Raw genomic sequence first — 13,259 nt, forward strand, 5'->3', positions numbered from 1 at the left:
TATGAATAAAAATCTTCACAAGGTACTCTTTGCCGCTGGCTTACTGATGCTTCTGGTGCTTTCCGGATGCCGGTCTAAAAACTTCATTACGGTAGAGAAACAGTCATTTGTTAAAGAAGGTAGGCCCTACCACTATATTGGAGCCAACTACTGGTACGGGGCCTTGCTAGGCATGAAAGACGGCGACAGGGAACGCTTAAAGAAGGAACTTGACGAGCTCCAAGCCCACGGTGTTACCAATCTACGCATTATGGCTGCTGCAGAGGGAGGAGCGCAAGATTACACGGTACGTACTACCCTACAACCTACACAAGGCCAATTCAATGAAGAGTTTTTGATCGGCCTTGATTATTTACTTGTGGAGATGCAAAAACGAAATATGGATGCCGTTTTGTACTTAACCAACAATTGGGAATGGAGCGGTGGACTGGCTCAATATCTGGAATGGAACGGGTATGGTCCCCTACCCAACCCCAACATTGCACCTAATACATGGCCGGAGCTTATGGCCTACACTGCAAACTTTCACTCGTGCACTCCGTGCAAAAAAGCCCTTCTCACACAAATAAGACATGTGGTTAAAAGAACCAACACCCTCAGCGGCAAGAAATACATAAACGACCCCACAATAATGGCCTGGCAAATTGCCAACGAACCCCGAATTTGGAACCCCGAAAACGAAAAAAACTTTACCGAGTGGATCGCAGAGGTCGTTAGTGAGATTAAGTCGCTGGACCCCAACCACCTGGTTAGCACCGGGTCGGAGGGAATGGCTGGTTCCAATGACGATTTACAGGCCTATGTTCGCACCCACCAAAATCCCCAAATTGATTATCTTACCATGCATATCTGGCCGAAAAATTGGGGTTGGTACAGTGCGGAAAACGAAGAGAAAACCATAAAAAACGCAATAGACAATACTTTAAGCTATATTACGCAACATACGGAGGTAGCCCAAAATCTCGCAAAACCAATTGTACTAGAAGAGTTCGGGTTCCCAAGGGAGAAGGAACAGATTGACCCTGCAGCCTCTGTAGAACTCAGGAATCGCTATTACAACGCTGTATTTTCTGCACTAAAGGCCTCCGTGGCTGCTTCCAAACCTTTCGCCGCACTTAACTTTTGGGGGTACGGGGGAATAGGACAAAACTCCCATCCTACTGGAAAATGGGAAGTGGGAAGCGATTACACGGCAGATCCCCCACAGGAACCGCAGGGATTAAACTCCGTATTCTCTACAGATAAAAGCACCCTTGAGCTTATTAAAGACACTAATAAATCCTTAGGGAATCTTCCTTAGAGGTGCGCCACTAGGGCCCTCACACAAAATCGCCACAATCTACTAAAAGGTTGTGGCGATATTTTTTAATGTGGGGCAATGCTCTCTGTTATTTCTCCAAAGTAATGAGCTTCTCAAGACTATGATTGGAACTTCCTCCGACCATTATAGTAAATGCACCTGGTTCCACGATATAGTCCCCATTGTTGTTGTAGAAACCCAGTTCTTTTTCACTTAGTACGAATTCCACCACTTTACTCTCTCCTGGGGCAAGCGCTACCTGTTTAAAGCCTTTAAGCTCCTTGAGGGGCCGTACGATGGAAGCATGTTTGTCATGGATGTAGAGCTGCACCGTTTCCACTCCCTTCCTCTCTCCAGTATTAGCTACCTCTACGCGAACCGTGATTTTTTCTCCCATACCGTAGAGTGATTTTTCTGTCCAAAGATTCGAATAAGAGAATGAGGTATAGCTAAGGCCATGTCCAAAAACATACTGTGGTGTCTTTTCCGAATCGATATAATGCGACCAAAAGACCAGACCGTCGGTATTGGTATAGCGTCCCGTACTAAGTTCGTTGTAATAGATAGGAACCTGTCCTACATTCCGTGGAAAACTTACCGGCAACTTTCCGCTTGGGTTGTAGTCCCCGTAGAGCACCTGCGCGATGGCGTTGCCCGATTCGGTGCCCAGATGCCACGCTTCAACAATGGCTGGAACATGTTCCGCCGCCCATGGAATGGTAAGGGGGCGTCCGTTATTAAGTACCAGAACTACATTTGGGTTCACCGCAAATACCTTTTCCAGTAGCTCCTGTTGCAGTCCCGGAAGTCCCAGGTCGGTTCGGCTTCTTCCTTCTCCGCTCTGAAAACCATGTTCACCGAGTACCATTACTACGACATCAGATTCTTTCGCCGCGTTTATCGCCTCATCAAACCCCGAGCGGTCCGTCGTATTGATCTTTACCTCCGTGGTAAAACTCACCGCTCCCACGCTCACATCGGCCCCTTTGGAGTATACCAATGAGTTGCCCTTATAGGCCTGCATACCTTCCAGTACGGAGACTGCGGTATTGTCGTCCGAGGCAATGCGCCAGCTACCTAGTGGAGAATTCTTATCTGCCGCCAGGGATCCAATAAGTGCTATTTTCTGTCCCTTTTTCTTAAGAGGTAAAATACCTTTTTCATTCTTAAGAAGAACGATGGATTTTTTAGCAACATCCAGTACTGCTTCCCTATTCTCTTTGCTTCCTGTTATTTTCTTTTCACGCTCTTCGTCCAGATACAAATAAGGATTATCCATTAACCCCAACTCAAACTTCAAGGTGAGGATTCTGCGCACCGCATCATCCACTAGAGACTCCTGTACCTTACCTTCACGAACTAAGTCTGCGAGATGCTCCACATACAGATAGGACTCCATATCCATGTCCGAGCCCGCTTCCACTGCCTTTAAAGCGGCATCCTGTTCGTCTTTTGCGTACCCGTGGGCTATAAGCTCACGTATTGAGGCATAATCACTAACCACCATGCCTTTAAATCCCCATTCTTCTTTCAGCAAATCACGCTGCAAATAAGTACTTGCCGTGGCAGGTATCCCATTAATGACATTAAAGGAGTTCATCACACTTCGTGCTCCGGCTTCGACTGCCGCTTTGAAAGGAGGTAAAACAATATTGTGCAGTGTTGCATTGGATATTTCTACCAAATTGTATTCTTTACCGGCCTCAGCGAACCCATAAGCTGCGAAATGCTTCAATGTGGCTGCAATCGTATGGGGACTTTTAAGGTCTTCACTCGATTCACCCTGAAAACCTTGAACTCTTGCTACCGCTACCTTACTGTTTAGGTAGGGGTCTTCCCCTGCCCCCTCCATGATCCTGCCCCACCGGGGTTCGCGCGTCACATCTACATTGGGTGCAAAGGTCCAGTTAATACCTGCTGCCGAGGCTTCAAGAGCAGCAACGCGCGCCGAATTCTTTATGGCCTGCAAATCCCAACTGGCAGCCTCTGCCAAAGGTATTGGACTGATGGTCTTGTAGCCGTGAATCACATCAAATCCTATGATCAGTGGAATTTTTAACCGGGTCTTTTCCACGGCAATCTTCTGGACAGCACGGACCTGCTCCACACCTCGGACGGTCAGCATGGAACCCACCAGCCCTCGTTCAAGCTGACGGTATTTAAGTTCTGCAGTACCTTCCTTAGGCGCTGGCCCCGTCACATCCCAAAACCCATTCAGCTGGTTCATTTGCCCTACTTTCTCCTCGAGGGTCATCTCTTTCAATAACAATTCCACCCTTTCGGCAATGGGTCTTTTCTGATCCTTATAGAGCGCCTCCTGCGCCGCACCTGTTATACTTACTCCCATAGTCAGTAGCAATAAAATTCTTTTCTTGAGTATCATAGTTCTATTTTAGTATTCGGTTGTGAAAGTGGACATCGGTATGCCGGCAGAATTAAATATATCTGCCTGATCGGTATTCTTCCAAGCATAGCGTACCCTTTGAGGAATTTTAACCGCATTAGAGTACACCTCTATTGTGCCGTTCCTCACTACACCTTGGGCCGGATGAAAGACCCCATCCTCACCTGCAAGCTCAAAGAGTGGAGATCTAGTGCCCCCTTTTACATACATTCCTTGACTGTTATGGAAGGAAAGCACCATTTTTCTACCCCGTACCACTGCCTCTTTTAGCAGTGGACCCTCAGCAACTAAATCCAAGCGTGCGAAACGTTTGGAAAGCACAAGATCGGCTAAGCGTTCCCCTAGCTGCTTCTTTTGTTTTGGATGGATATCGTCGGTGGTAGAGAGATCAGAAGTCACCACCATTCCCGTGTGCGCTACACTAAGGATTCTTCTCTGGGCATCCCGTATGCGCGCTCCCCCATCGTACTGCGCGCCGTAGTTGTAGGGGGCAATTTGCACCACATAAAAAGGAAATTCTCGGCCTGCTTGTTTTCTCCAGGAACGTATCAAAGTTTCTAAAGTATTGTCATACGATTGCGATCCCGTATTGCTTTCTCCTTGGTACCATAACACGCCGTGAAATCCGTACGGGAGCAATGGATGTACCATTGCATTGTACGCTGCTCCCGCCTTGGAAGGCCATGCATCCGAAGTTTCGAGCTTCTCTAGCTCGGATTGCGCAAGCTTATTTTCTGAAAATTCTTCTTCGGGAATCCATACTTCTGCCGGGGACCCTCCCCATGCGCTGACAATGAATCCTACCGGTACCCCCTGTAGTTCTTTGCTTAGCCGCTGGGAAAAGAAATAGCCCAGCGCACTGTTGTTTTTCATTACCTCGGGAGTGACGCTCTGCCATGCACTTTGCGCGGAGATTTGCGGAGAAGGCGCCGTGGATTTTTCGAGTTTAAAAAAACGAATATGGGGCGCATGGGCCTGTGCTATCTCCTCTGGACCATTTTCAATTCCCCAGGCAGGGGTCATTTCCATATTACTTTGACCGGATCCAATCCACACTTCCCCTACCATTACGTCGTTAATTTCAATGGTATTGTAGCCCTTTAGCGTAAGGGTATAGGGTCCACCGTACGAGGGGGTTTTAATTTCCAGAGACCACTTAGCGTAACTGTCTCCTTTAGTAGTGTAGGTTTTTTTATCCCACCCCGTAGTTAGTGCTACAGGTTCGTTGGGATCTGCTGTACCCCAAATCCGGACCGTGGAATTTTGTTGCAGTACCATATGATCAGAGAACAGATGGGGTAAGGTAATTTTCGCAGGTGCCAAGAAGGAAATAAACACCAGCAAGAGAGCAAATTTATTCATAAAGCAATGTATTTAATAAAGGACTAATCTGCAAGGCCATCTGTTGGTCTTGGACTATGGAGGGATGGTATCCACACCCGGTTGGAACAATGTTCTCGTAGCGAAAAAGGTGTACACGGGAGGAAAAAACCACACTCGCACGCACTTCATTCAATGCCTCTTGCAACAGTTCACTATCCTTACTGTGAAGCATTGGACTGTTGGAAAGCACAATTTCTGCTAAGGGATACTTTTTTGAAACTAACTCTAAGAATTCTCTATAGCGACGCACAAAATGGTTGTAGTCAAAATCCTTTCGAAACTTACTTCCGTCTCCGCGCGAAAGATCATTTGTTCCCAGCGCTATAACTACTACGTCGGGTGCAAAGCTATTGTCAAATTCCCCTTCTTTCGCTCTGGACAGATGCAGGTATTGGTATACTTCCGGCATGGAGTCCTCTTCCCTGTATTCGGTATTCCAGTTTCGGTACATACCCATCCCGGAGACCGAACTAAGTAAAAAATCCGCACCGACCATGCGCGCTGCGATAGCAGCATAAGAATAGTAGGCATTATGTTGGTCGTACCAGTTCTCTGAACCGCACGCTATGGTAGTATCGTTTCCCATCCCAGAAGTAATGGAATCTCCGATAAATTCAATTTTTTTCTTTTTTGGAGTTGCGTGCATTTTAAAGTTCTTGGGAACTCGTACCGTAATTTCCGCATTGGAAGCTTCCGTAGCTTTGTAAATACGGGCGGTTTTCACGCCCTTAGGCACTTTGAGTTTTTTCTCCGCGCCCAGGAACACTTTATCTCGCTCTGCGTAGACCCCATCGAGCTCTAGTACATACCAACCGTACTTTTCATGACCCTCCTCCAGTTCTAAGACCAACTCGTTTCCACCCGCAGAGCGAAGTTCCACGTACGATCCTGCGCTTATCAATTCAATTAGAGGGCCGTCCGGATGGATTTGCACTCGACCACCGGTACTAAAAGAGAAAGACTCTTGAAGAGACTGTGACGTACTACAAGCAGATAAAAGACTAAGAAGAAGGAGTAGGAAAACTCTAATGCACATAGGGTTTAAATTTATTCAATAAAGCTACATAATATTGAATTCCGCTTTTAATACAAAACCGTCATTGTATGGTGAAATATTGCAATAGAAATGCGACTTTCACTATCCTAAGGTTATCCTTACTTCTTCACGTATATCGCAAAGATATTGAGAATTTTATACCTATTATTCATTGAATCATGCAAAATATATTTTTTATTAATTACAAATGCAAAATGTTGTTATGATATTCATCATATACCCTCTACTAGGTATTTCCTTATTATCAACAGATTACTCCTTTTAACATTAACTAAACACTAAAACAACATTTAAAATTATAATATTTATATCATTATTGCGTATTAGATTATTATTAAATAATTATTTGCCAAAATTTGACATATATCATATAAAAATAAAGCCAACTTATTAGCAACTAACAAAAAAGGGTTATACATTTGTACAAGAAAAAGAAACCAATAAAAGTTACATACAATGAAAAAGTTCAACACAATCAAGATCTTCACTTTAGCACTAGGATTATTTTCAGGTGTCCTTATGGCACAGAACATTACCGGTAAGTCTGTAAAGGTTGCCGTGGATGGAACTTCACCTATGCACGATTGGACCATGACTTCCAGTGCAGCGAAATTTTCGGCCAATGTGAGTGGAAACACTCTCACAGGAGTATCCTTCTCCATGCCAGCAAAGAACCTTAAAAGCACTAAAGGAAAAATGATGGATAACAAAGCGCACGATGCTTTAAAAGCAGATAATGCTCCTAACATCACTTTTAGCGCCGCTTCAATAAATGTGGGTAAGAGTACCGTAAGTGGAAAACTATCCATCGCAGGTGTGACTAAGAACGTATCCTTCCCAGTTAGTGTGACCAAAAACGGTGCATCGTACACCATTACTGGAACAGAAAACGTAAAAATGAGTGAGTTCGGAATGCAGACTCCAGGCTTTATGGGAGTTAAAACCGGAGACGCCGTGACTATCAAAGTAAACATAGTGGCCAACTAGTACAAGACACTGACACAGAATAAAAAATAACTCAATTAGGAACCAATAAATTATAATACAATGAAAACTTCATTCTTTAAAATTTCCGCTGCAGCTATTATGTTAACTAGCGGACTGATCACAGCCCAGGAAACCAACGGCTCTATGAGAGAATACCTGGCCCCTGAGAAGTACCAAAGAAATATTTTTGAAGACCCTAAAGTTCAGGCTCCCGAATACGACGGCGTAAAAGTTTCCATCGGTGGGGATTTCGCACTACAATTCCAAGCGCTTGACCACGAAACCAAAGCTACAAACTTAGGTACCGTGGGAACCACCACTACTCCTGCACAGTTACTCACTTTGGGTAGCGACGTGAACCTTCCTACTGCCAACTTAGACGTGAATGCATATCTTGCAAAAGGCGTTAAACTACACTTAAGAACGTATTTGTCAGCCCGTAGACACAATGAAGCTTGGGTGAAAGGAGGATACTTACAAATAGACAACTTGGATTTCATATCTGAAGGTCTTTTATCTGGCCTTATGGAAAACGCAAGGATTAAAGTGGGTATGGATGAAATAAACTACGGGGACTCCCACTTCAGACGAACCGACAATGCTAAAGCGATCAACAACCCATTTGTAGGAAACCTTATCATGGATAACTTCACTACGGAGCCGTTCTTGGAAGCATACTACTTTAAAAACAACTTCATCGGTATGGTTGGGGTATCCAATGGTAAACTAAACCAAACTCCGGTAAAAGGAACAAACGACAACAAACCTTCCATCTATGCTAAGATTGGATACGACAAGCAGATTGACCAAGATCTACGTGTACGTCTTACAGGATCCGTAATGCAAACCAATGGTCTTTCCACAGGAGGTTACCTCTACGGAGCGGACCGAGCAGGTTCCCGTTACTACTACGTACTTCTTACCACGAACGATGCATTGGGACAAAGCAACGCCGATACCGGTAGATTCAACCCTGGTCTAAAAGAAATGACTGCTATCCAGATTAACCCGTTCGTAAAATACCAAGGACTTGAATTCTTCGGAACCTATGAGCGCGTAACAGGAAACAAACTCCTTAACGGAGCGAAGAGACCTACCGATGGATCGTACGACCAAATCGCTGCAGAATTACTTTATAGATTCGGAGCAAAAGAGCAGTTCTACTTCGGTGGAAAATATAATACCATCAGCGGAGAAGACTACGAGGGCGCTGCTGAGAGACAGATCGACCGTTTCAACATTGGTGGCGGTTGGTACATGACTCCAAATGTACTTGCAAAAGTTGAGTATGTGAACCAACAGTACAACGAAGGAACTGTATGGGGAGCTACCAGCCCACGTAACGGTGGTAAGTTCAACGGAGTGATGCTAGAAGCAACTATTGGTTTCTAATTATAACTTTAGTTTTTCAAGGGAAAAAGGGCACGAAAATTGCCCTTTTTCCATTTGATATATCGCCATGAAACACCTACTTTATTTTCTGTTTTACTTTGCTGCCACTTCCTTGAGTGCACAGACCAACACACTGGTGATTCTGGGGAAAACCAACGTGAACACGTTTAAGTGCACCAATACGGGATTTAATCACGTAGTGGATTTAGACAGTAAGTCCGCGCAGAGTTTCTCCCTTGCAGTGGACGATTTCGATTGCCGAAACCGCATGATGACAGCGGATTTTAGAAAAACCCTCCATGCAGACACCCATCCAAAGATGAGCGTAAAGTTTATAAAACTCAGAAAAATCAATACCAGTAACTACTACGCCGCGCAGATTGAGGTACGTCTTATGAACCGAGCAAAGCTCTACGACGTTACCTTCTTTTCAGACGACCGCGTCCTTCAGGGAAGTAAAACGGTAAAATTCAGTGATTTTGGAATCACCCCACCCAAACGAATGGGTGGCACCATTCAAGTAAAGGATACTCTGGACCTTTCCTTCAGCCTTCTGGCAAAGTCCTAGAAGACTACTCAGTACGCCCTATAGCTCCCACTACAAAATATCGTTCTTTGTAATAAACTCGATATTGCGCTTCAGGCCCGCAAACTTGGTGCGTTTTACCGGCGACTTTCGAAATATCTCTGAAAAAACCTCCTGAGTAAGTTCTTTCCAATCTTCTTTCTTCAGCATAGTGAGCTTCTTAGAGGGCTCAAAAAGCACCTGAGAATGGGGCTTAGAGAACCGGTTCCACGGGCACACGTCCTGGCAAATATCACATCCAAACATCCACTCCTCCATCTTTCCCCGAAAACTCTCCGGAAGCTCGTCCTTAAGCTCTATAGTGGCATAAGAAATACATTTACTTCCGTCCACCACCTTATCCTCTACAATGGCCTGGGTCGGGCACGCCTCAATACAGCGCCTGCAGGTACCGCAGTAATCTTTGATGGGACCGTCCGGGGCAATCTCCAAATCGGTAATTATTTCGGCAAGGAAGAAAAAAGATCCCTGGTCTCGGGTAATCAAATTGGCATTCTTTCCGACCCAACCCAGACCGGATTCTCGGGCCCATGCCCGTTCAAGCACGGGGGCGGAATCTACAAATATCCTGCACGAGAAGTCCCCCACTACTCCAGTCAATTCCTCCACCATTTCCCTTAAGATACCTTTTATTATTTCGTGGTAGTCCTGTCCGTAGGCGTACTTAGATATCTTTAGGTTGTCCAAGGTATCTATAGGGCTTGCAGGATAGTAGTTATAGAGAAGGGAGATTACCGAGCGGCTGCCCTCCACCAGTTTAGTAGTATCGGTGCGCTTTTCAAAATGGTTGGCCATGTAGTGCATCTGTCCGTGGAAATCCTTTTTAAGGTATTCCTCCAGCTGCCGCGCATCCTTATCCAAAGCTCCGGATTTAGATATACCGCAGCTTTTAAATCCGTACCGCTTGGCCGTAGATTTGAGTAACTGGGAGAGGTTGTGTGGGTTATGTATCATAAGTTACACTGCAAAGGTAGTGGAAAAAGTAATTTTGCCTTGTAAAATAACATACATATGAATATACAAGACATTTTAGCACAAAAAAACTATACCCTGATCGACGTACGCGAACCGTTTGAACTGCAATTGGACGGCAGTATTGAAGGAGCCGTAAATATTCCTACGGGACAAATCGAAGCCCGACTGGAAGAAATCCGCTCCATCGAAGGACCCAAACTTATTTTCTGCAAGAGCGGAGGACGCTCGCAAGGAGTAAGCAGCTATTTGCAAAGCAAACAAATACCTGAGGTCTTCAATGCAGGGAGCTACATTATGCTGCGTCACATGATAGCTTAAGAGAAGAATTAGAAAATAACTTTGTAACTTCGCTAGCAAATTTATTGAAATGGAAGAACTATCAAATGTACTTAAAAGCGGCAACTACCATTTGGTGGATGTTCGTGAACCGATGGAACTGGAAATGGACGGCGAGGTACCTGGAGCGGTGAACATCCCTCTGGGAGAAGTTGAAGAAAGAAAGCAGGAAATTCTCTCTCAAGACAAACCTGTGGTACTATTCTGCAGAAGTGGAAACCGTAGTGGTCGTGCGCTGGAATACCTAAACGCTCAGGGACTAAAACAGGGTTACAACGGCGGGGGATTTCAGGACGTACTAAAAGTACTTGAAGACTGAAGCTAAGTCCACAACTCTTAAAAAAAACGAAGCCCCGAAAAAGTACTTTTCGGGGCTTCGTTTTTTTTACAGTTCGGGAATGCTTGCTGCGCGGTACTCTGATAGCATGTTCTCTAGTACTTCTCCCGCCGAGGGAATAGTACGCAAAAGTGCACTGACCTGGCCGATTTCCAGTTCTCCGTTTTTCAGATCCCCTTCAAACATCCCTTTCTTTGAACGACCTCTACCGAGGAGCTCCTTTAGTGCTAACGGATCTCTTCCGGTAGAATATATTTTTTCAATTTCCTCAAAAAATGCATTTTTTACAAGGCGAACCGGAGCAAGTTCTTTAAGGGTGAGCTTAGTGGCGCCTTCCTCGAGTGTGGTGATAAGTTCTTTCCAATCCTGATGTCCACTCGATTCTTTCGTTGCCGCAAAACGCGAACCTACCTGAACTCCGTCGGCGCCAAGCACCATGGCCGCTTTCATTTGCGAACCTAAGGCAATTCCACCGGCAGCGATTAGGGGTAGAGATATTGCCTGGCGTACCGAAGGAATCAAGACCATCGTTGTCGTCTCGTCCCGGCCATTATGTCCTCCCGCTTCAAATCCTTCAGCCACGACTGCATCTACCCCCGCCTGCTGACTTTTGAGGGCAAATTTAGTGGAAGACACCACATGTGCTACCTTGATTCCGTGGGATTGGAGCATGGAGGTGTAGGTAGTAGGATTTCCAGCCGAGGTAAATACAATCTTTACGCCCAACTCAATGATAATAGAGAGTATTTCTTCGATATTGGGATAGAGCATTGGCACATTCACTCCGAACGGCTTTTGGGTAGCCTTCTGGCACTTGAGTATATGTTCTCTTAGAACATCCGGATACATGCTTCCTGCTCCTATCAGTCCAAGCCCTCCGGCGTTCGATACGGCCGAGGCCAGTTTCCAGCCGGAATGCCATATCATGCCGCCCTGCACGATAGGGTACTTTATGCCAAAGAGACGCGTGATGGAAGTCCCCAAGCCCTTATACTGTTTTTCTGCTATTCCAAAGTCAATAAAATTACTCATACCCAAAAATAAAAAATCCTTCAGAGAATCTGAAGGATACGGTTCTAAATATTATTTCTTATTCCACTCGTCTTTAAAAGCGCAAGAGTTATACCGCTCGTTTATAGAGACAAATGTATCCGGGAGTTTTTCTTTCACCCATTTCTCCACCATCTCGGACTTTTTTCTATCTAAGGCCAAATTCTTGATACGCTCGTAATCGGTGGCAATATCCAGCTGGTGCGAAGGAATTTCTTCAATGACGCGTACAATATTAACCGTCTTGCGCTGATTTAACTCGTCCTGAAACACATCGGTGATATCGCCCGGATTATACCCGGCGATCTGGTAGGAAAGTGTCGGGGGAAGATTTAGTTTCTCGATTTTGTCACTGCCGTCCGGGGAGGTAAGTACCCCGCCGTTGAATTTGGTGTTCTTGTCGTCGGAAAACTTAAAAGCCGCTTCCTTGAACGTTATCTTGCCTTCTTTGATTAAGGTACGTATACTGTCTAGTTCACTGCGCGCCGCTGCAATTTCCTCCGCATTGGGCTCTGCCTTGAGAAGAATATGCCTGGCATCGTACATCTTTCCGCTTTTTTTCACTAGTTGGATCAAGTGGTATCCGAACTCAGTTTCCACCGGATCGGAAATCTCCCCCTCCTGAAGATTCAGCGCTGCGGCCTCAAAAGGCTTAACCATTTTACCGCGAGCCACATTGGTATAGAGGCCACCATTGGAGGCCGAGCCGGGGTCTTCCGAGTAAATGCGCGCCATCTGCTCGAAGCTCTCTCCTGCAACTATCTGCTCTTTCATCTTCATTAGCCTCGCTTTTATTTCATCCTTATGCGCCTCGGTGAGTTTGGGGTACATAACAATCTGCGCCAGAGACACCTCGTCCTTGACCATTGGTAACTGGTAGCGGTACGTATTGAAAAAATCCGTCACTTCATTGGGAGTTACATCCACCTTCTCGGTGATGCGCATATACTTTTGCTGTCCGTAGTACTGGTCCGAGTCGATCTTTTCAATTGCGGTCTTCATCTCGTAGGAAGTACGAAACTTATACGTGGCAAGCATAGTGCGCTCATCGGGGAACTGGGAAAGGATATTATTGTATTTGCTATCGGCACTCTCCTTAAAAGCCGCCGAACGATTTTCTATTAGGGTATCGCGCTTGGCTTCATAGATAAGAAGCTTGTTGTTCACCATATTTTCCAGAAACGTACAGCGGTCCGGAACGGCAATTCCCTGCTGACGCGCGTAGTTCATCTGTTCTTCAATATCGGATTCCAAAATAATTTCATCACCAATAACGGCAGTGATCCCGTCCACAAGCATACCCTTTTGGATCTGCTGCGCGGTGGCCATCGATCCTGCTAAGAAAAACAATGCCAAAAGCAAAACCAATGCTCTATTCTGTGCTAACTTCATAAGTATATATAATCTGCAAAATTAAACTTCTTAGCTACGCCAGGGGCGTAGAACTATTAT

The 13,259-nt window shown here is 45.4% G+C and carries 12 protein-coding genes; 6 read left to right on the forward strand and 6 right to left on the reverse strand.

What is annotated here, in order from left to right; translation table 11 throughout:
- Position 1: 1 nt before the first annotated feature.
- Positions 2 to 1,300: a glycoside hydrolase 5 family protein gene (locus IC612_RS09325; protein WP_228512959.1), complete on the forward strand. Its 1,299-nt coding sequence runs from the start codon at positions 2 to 4 to the stop codon at positions 1,298 to 1,300.
- Between the two features lie 88 nt (positions 1,301 to 1,388).
- On the opposite strand, the gene bglX is transcribed toward IC612_RS09325, so the two are convergent.
- The 3 genes from bglX to IC612_RS09340 are packed head-to-tail and all read right to left on the reverse strand — an operon-like array spanning position 1,389 to position 6,123.
- Positions 1,389 to 3,683 (reverse strand): beta-glucosidase BglX, encoded by a 2,295-nt coding sequence (gene bglX / locus IC612_RS09330; RefSeq protein ID WP_194739920.1) that lies wholly within the window; start codon positions 3,681 to 3,683, stop codon positions 1,389 to 1,391.
- Between the two features lie 9 nt (positions 3,684 to 3,692).
- Positions 3,693 to 5,066, reverse strand: coding sequence for a sialate O-acetylesterase (locus IC612_RS09335; protein WP_194739921.1), 1,374 nt, complete (start codon positions 5,064 to 5,066; stop codon positions 3,693 to 3,695).
- Positions 5,059 to 6,123, reverse strand: coding sequence for an SGNH/GDSL hydrolase family protein (locus tag IC612_RS09340; RefSeq protein ID WP_194739922.1), 1,065 nt, complete (start codon positions 6,121 to 6,123; stop codon positions 5,059 to 5,061). The genes IC612_RS09335 and IC612_RS09340 overlap by 8 nt, the downstream gene beginning before the upstream one ends.
- Before the next feature lie 477 nt (positions 6,124 to 6,600).
- Between IC612_RS09340 and IC612_RS09345 the strand changes: the two genes are divergently transcribed.
- The 3 genes from IC612_RS09345 to IC612_RS09355 all read left to right on the forward strand — a co-directional run bounded on the left by IC612_RS09345 (position 6,601) and on the right by IC612_RS09355 (position 9,091).
- Positions 6,601 to 7,131, forward strand: a complete 531-nt coding sequence (locus tag IC612_RS09345; RefSeq protein WP_194739923.1) for a YceI family protein — start codon at positions 6,601 to 6,603, stop codon at positions 7,129 to 7,131.
- A gap of 60 nt (positions 7,132 to 7,191) precedes the next feature.
- The gene (locus IC612_RS09350) at positions 7,192 to 8,523 is read left to right on the forward strand and encodes a hypothetical protein (RefSeq protein WP_194739924.1); all 1,332 of its coding nucleotides are present in this window, start codon (positions 7,192 to 7,194) and stop codon (positions 8,521 to 8,523) included.
- A gap of 67 nt (positions 8,524 to 8,590) precedes the next feature.
- A complete protein-coding gene (locus IC612_RS09355) occupies positions 8,591 to 9,091 on the forward strand; it encodes a YceI family protein (RefSeq protein ID WP_194739925.1) in 501 nt (166 codons plus the stop codon).
- A 30-nt stretch (positions 9,092 to 9,121) separates the two neighbouring features.
- Here the strand turns inward: IC612_RS09355 and queG are convergent, their stop codons facing one another.
- Positions 9,122 to 10,063, reverse strand: a complete 942-nt coding sequence (gene queG / locus IC612_RS09360; protein WP_194739926.1) for a tRNA epoxyqueuosine(34) reductase QueG — start codon at positions 10,061 to 10,063, stop codon at positions 9,122 to 9,124.
- A 57-nt stretch (positions 10,064 to 10,120) separates the two neighbouring features.
- On the opposite strand from queG, the gene IC612_RS09365 reads away from it, so the two are divergent.
- Both IC612_RS09365 and IC612_RS09370 read left to right on the forward strand, forming a co-directional pair.
- Entirely contained in the window at positions 10,121 to 10,402 is a 282-nt protein-coding gene (locus tag IC612_RS09365) for a rhodanese-like domain-containing protein (protein WP_194739927.1), read from the forward strand.
- Positions 10,403 to 10,451: 49 nt separating this feature from the next.
- Entirely contained in the window at positions 10,452 to 10,739 is a 288-nt protein-coding gene (locus tag IC612_RS09370) for a rhodanese-like domain-containing protein (RefSeq protein WP_194739928.1), read from the forward strand.
- Positions 10,740 to 10,805: 66 nt separating this feature from the next.
- Here the strand turns inward: IC612_RS09370 and IC612_RS09375 are convergent, their stop codons facing one another.
- The gene (locus IC612_RS09375) at positions 10,806 to 11,789 is read right to left on the reverse strand and encodes an NAD(P)H-dependent flavin oxidoreductase (RefSeq protein ID WP_407676054.1); all 984 of its coding nucleotides are present in this window, start codon (positions 11,787 to 11,789) and stop codon (positions 10,806 to 10,808) included.
- 51 nt (positions 11,790 to 11,840) lie between these two features.
- Positions 11,841 to 13,199 carry a peptidylprolyl isomerase gene (locus IC612_RS09380; RefSeq protein ID WP_194739929.1) on the reverse strand — a complete coding sequence of 453 codons (1,359 nt, stop codon included), beginning with the start codon at positions 13,197 to 13,199 and terminating at the stop codon, positions 11,841 to 11,843.
- Positions 13,200 to 13,259: the final 60 nt, after the last annotated feature.

Source organism: Planobacterium oryzisoli (assembly GCF_015354315.1).
Classification (GTDB): Bacteria; Bacteroidota; Bacteroidia; order Flavobacteriales; family Weeksellaceae; genus Planobacterium_A; species Planobacterium_A oryzisoli.

Coding starts and splice junctions, on each gene's coding strand:
- IC612_RS09325 (WP_228512959.1), top strand. CDS start 2: ATGAATAAAAATCTTCACAAGGTACTCTTTGCCGCTGGCTTACTGATG.
- bglX (WP_194739920.1), bottom strand. CDS start 3,683: ATGATACTCAAGAAAAGAATTTTATTGCTACTGACTATGGGAGTAAGT.
- IC612_RS09335 (WP_194739921.1), bottom strand. CDS start 5,066: ATGAATAAATTTGCTCTCTTGCTGGTGTTTATTTCCTTCTTGGCACCT.
- IC612_RS09340 (WP_194739922.1), bottom strand. CDS start 6,123: ATGTGCATTAGAGTTTTCCTACTCCTTCTTCTTAGTCTTTTATCTGCT.
- IC612_RS09345 (WP_194739923.1), top strand. CDS start 6,601: ATGAAAAAGTTCAACACAATCAAGATCTTCACTTTAGCACTAGGATTA.
- IC612_RS09350 (WP_194739924.1), top strand. CDS start 7,192: ATGAAAACTTCATTCTTTAAAATTTCCGCTGCAGCTATTATGTTAACT.
- IC612_RS09355 (WP_194739925.1), top strand. CDS start 8,591: ATGAAACACCTACTTTATTTTCTGTTTTACTTTGCTGCCACTTCCTTG.
- queG (WP_194739926.1), bottom strand. CDS start 10,063: ATGATACATAACCCACACAACCTCTCCCAGTTACTCAAATCTACGGCC.
- IC612_RS09365 (WP_194739927.1), top strand. CDS start 10,121: ATGAATATACAAGACATTTTAGCACAAAAAAACTATACCCTGATCGAC.
- IC612_RS09370 (WP_194739928.1), top strand. CDS start 10,452: ATGGAAGAACTATCAAATGTACTTAAAAGCGGCAACTACCATTTGGTG.
- IC612_RS09375 (WP_407676054.1), bottom strand. CDS start 11,789: ATGAGTAATTTTATTGACTTTGGAATAGCAGAAAAACAGTATAAGGGC.
- IC612_RS09380 (WP_194739929.1), bottom strand. CDS start 13,199: ATGAAGTTAGCACAGAATAGAGCATTGGTTTTGCTTTTGGCATTGTTT.